Origin of the sequence: Streptococcus oralis (genome assembly GCF_001579175.1) — a bacterium.
Lineage (GTDB): Bacteria > Bacillota > Bacilli > Lactobacillales > Streptococcaceae > Streptococcus > Streptococcus oralis_O.
Genome location: NZ_KQ970759.1, coordinates 509,167 through 512,996, shown reverse-complemented (window position 1 = coordinate 512,996; position 3,830 = coordinate 509,167). Strand labels below are relative to the sequence as shown.

Annotated in this window: 3 protein-coding genes; all 3 read right to left on the bottom strand. The window is 39.2% G+C overall.

What is annotated here, in order from left to right; translation table 11 throughout:
* A partial coding sequence (locus tag SORDD24_RS11585; protein WP_231082665.1) for a sugar phosphate nucleotidyltransferase occupies positions 1 to 606 on the bottom strand: 606 nt, incomplete at its 3' end.
* A gap of 161 nt (positions 607 to 767) precedes the next feature.
* Positions 768 to 2,663 (bottom strand): 1,4-alpha-glucan branching protein GlgB, encoded by a 1,896-nt coding sequence (gene glgB, locus SORDD24_RS02550; protein ID WP_061407156.1) that lies wholly within the window; start codon positions 2,661 to 2,663, stop codon positions 768 to 770.
* A gap of 269 nt (positions 2,664 to 2,932) precedes the next feature.
* The coding region (locus tag SORDD24_RS11580) for an aldehyde dehydrogenase family protein (RefSeq protein WP_231082664.1) at positions 2,933 to 3,830 on the bottom strand (898 nt) is incomplete at its 5' end.

Sequence of the window (3,830 nt, the reverse complement as noted above, 5' to 3'; positions counted from 1 at the left end):
GCGAAGTCGTTTCCAGTCAAAGATATAAATCCCCATAGAAGCCTTTGTAGACTTAGGTTGAGCAGGTTTTTCTTCGAATTCAACGATACGGTTATTGGCATCTGTATTCATGATACCAAAACGGCTAGCTTCTTTGAGAGGTACGTCTAGGACAGCTACTGTCAAACTGGCATTGTTATCCTTATGGGACTGAAGCATATCATCGTAATCCATCTTGTAGATGTGGTCACCAGAAAGAATCAAAACATACTCAGGATTAACACTATCAATATAGTCGATATTTTGGTAGATAGCGTGACTGGTCCCTTCAAACCAACGGTTTCCTTCACTTGCGGAATAAGGTTGCAGGATTGAGACCCCTGAACTAATACCATCCAAGCCCCAGCTGGACCCATTTCCGATATGGTTGTTCAAGGCGAGAGGCTGGTACTGAGTAATAACACCGACATTGTGAATCCCAGAGTTAGCACAGTTTGAAAGCGCAAAGTCAATGATACGGTAGCGCCCACCGAATTGCACTGCTGGTTTGGCAATGCTTTGAGTGAGTTTTCCGAGACGTGTTCCTTGCCCACCCGCAAGGATCAAAGCTAGCATTTCATTCTTCATTTTCTACTCCTTTTTATAGACATGTGAACGTTAAAATCGTAAGAAGGTCGGAAGTCAAACTTTTTATAAAAATAATAGGAAGTCCATTTTTCTTGTGTTTCAAGTCCAATCCAAGTAAACCAACTAGTAAAATCTTACAATATCATCTAATCAATAGCATTCTACTCTTTTTGCTTAGTCGGTTTCAAACGACGCTTAATCTTCCAAATACTTGCTCCCATTGCAGGCAAGGTGAAGGTCAAGGTCTGCTTGTAATCCTTCCATAAACCTTCTTGAGTTTGAACCGTTTGATTGTGTTCTTTCCACACTCCTCCCCATTCTTCTAATTCTGTATTCCAAACTTCTTCATAGACACCTGCGACAGGAAGTCCGATTGTAAAGTCTTTACGTTCAACCGGTGCCATATTAAAGACGCAGACTAACATCTCATCTTTTTTACTCTTACGAATAAAGGAAAGGACACTCTGATCTCTATTATCTGCATCGATGATTTCAATACCGTCATAGCTAGTATCAATCTCCCAAAGACAACGATGGTCTTTGTAAAATTGATTAAGCTGCGAAGTAAAGTGTTTCATCTTAGAGTTCATGTAATCTTCTAAGTTTGACCATTCTAATTGCTCTTCAGATTTCCATTCTAAAAATTGACCGTATTCACTTCCCATAAAGAGCAATTTTTTACCAGGGTGGCAAATTTGATAGGTGTAAAGATTGCGCAAGCCTGCAAATTGATTGTAGCGATCGCCCCACATCTTGTGCATCATACTCTTCTTGCCGTGAACGACTTCATCGTGTGAAAATGGCAAGAGGTAGTTTTCTTTGAAAACATACATAAAGCTGAAAGTCACTAGATTAAAATCATACTTACGATAAATAGGATCTTCCTCATAGAAACGAAGAATATCATTCATCCAGCCCATGTTCCACTTATAGTCAAAGCCAAGTCCACCTGACTCTTTCGAACCAGTAATCTGGGTAGCTGACGAACTTTCTTCTGCAATCATCATCACATCTGGGTGCTCTGACTTGATCACATCATTTAAGCGTTGAAGGAAATAGTAGCCTTCGTAGTTGAGGTTTCCGCCGTCTTTATTTGGAGTCCATGGAGCATTATCGTAGTCGAGATAGAGGATGTTGCTAACCGCATCTACTCGAATACCGTCTAAATGATAAAACTCAATCCAGTGTTTGATACTAGAAATCAAGAAAGACTGAACTTCATTCTTCCCAAGGTCAAAGTTAAGAGCTCCCCAACCGTAGTTATGGGCCTTGTTGTGGTCTTGGTATTCAAAAGTCGGAGTTCCATCATAATAAGCAAGGGCATCATCATTGATAGTGAAATGACCTGGAACCCAGTCCACAATTACACCGATGTTATTTAAATGGCATTCCTCAACAAAATCCTGAAATTCTTCAGGTCGCCCATAGCAATGTTCTAAAGCAAAATACCCCATGAGCTGATATCCCCAACTCAAACCAAGCGGATGCGCCATTAAAGGCATGAACTCAATGTGAGTATAGTTCATCTCAACAAGATATGGAATCAACTCTTCTTTTAGTTGTGCAAAGCTATAAGGACTACCATCTGGATTTCTCTTCCAAGAGCCAGCGTGCGCTTCATAGATATTGACTGGACGTTCTGCGAAACCTAGCCGTTTTCTACGTGCTAACCAAAGACCATCCTTCCATTTCTTGTCAGGAATATTTGTTAGAATAGCTCCTGTACCAGGGCGAGCTTCAAAACGGAGGGCCAAAGGATCAACCTTCATAATCTGATGACCATTTGCACGAGTGATATGGTATTTATAGATTTGCCCTTCTTGAGCTAAGCTAGTAAAAACTTCCCAAACTCCAAATTCATTTCGAACCATAGGAATTTGATTTTCTATCCAGTTAGTAAAGTCACCTACTAAATGAACTGCTTGAGCATTTGGTGCCCAAACTCTAAATGTATACCCTAATTCTCCGTTAAGCTCCTCTCTATGTGCTCCGAGATAATGCTGAAGATGGATATTCTCTCCAGTTGTAAAGGTTCTTAAAGCTTCAAAATTGTTCATTCAATCCCCTTTCTTTATGTAAGCGTTTTCTATGTTTCTATTATACTATCTTTTGAGGGAACTTTCAAGAGATTTCCGTAATTAATGTTATATTTTTATGAAAGCCTTCAAAAAATTATCTTAAGATTTTAAGTACTTTCATCTATTTGGCAAAAAATAATGTTTATTCACATATATTCTTTTCAATTTATATACTATTGTTCGTATTCCTTTTTTATAGTAAATTTATATTGAAAATAAAATCAGGAATTTTGCCCTGATTTTTAAAATTATTTCATATCAAAAACAATAGATTTAACATTTGTCATGGCTTCTATACTATATCTGATACCTTGAACCCCTGCACCGGATCCTTTTACACCGAGAAATGGGAAGTTATCTGGTCCTCGTTGTGTTTTATTATTGATATGAACTGTTCCCACTTCAAGTTTTTCAGCAATTTCAAAAGCTTTTTTAAAATCATTTGTAAATACAGATGACTGAAGTCCAAACTCAGATTGATTTGCGATGGCAATCGCTTCTTCTACATCTGCGACACGAATAATCGGTAAAACGGGTCCAAATGGTTCTTCCCAGGCTAATTTCATATCTCTTGTGACATAATCAAAAAGTCCTGGCCAAATGAGATTATTCTCACGTTTGATTGGGCTGAGCGCTTTGGCTCCTTTATCCTGAGCATCTTCAATCAATCCCCAGATGAAATCAGCTGAAGCATTGTCAATAACAGGTGTAATATCTGCATTGTCGAATGGATTACCTACTGTTAGCTTTGCCACTTCAGTCTGGAGTAAGTCTGCTAATTTGTCTGCTACACTATCAACGACCAATACACGCTTGATAGCTGTACAACGTTGCCCTGAATAACTAAAGGCACCAGCTACGATTTGCTTGGCTGCGTGTTCCAAATCAGCATCTTCTAATACTATAGCTGCGTCTTTTCCACCAAGTTCAAGCATGATAGGCCGCATACCAGCCAGGCGACCGATTCGCTCACCAATTGGTGTTGAACCCGTAAAGTTGATAAAGTTCACTTCTTTGTGCTCAATAATGTAATCTCCAATCTCAGAACCACGTCCAGTAATGGTATTCAATACTCCAGCTGGAATACCTGCTTCATCAAAAGCCTTGGCCAATAAGAGACCTGAGATTGATCCTTGTGTTGGTGGT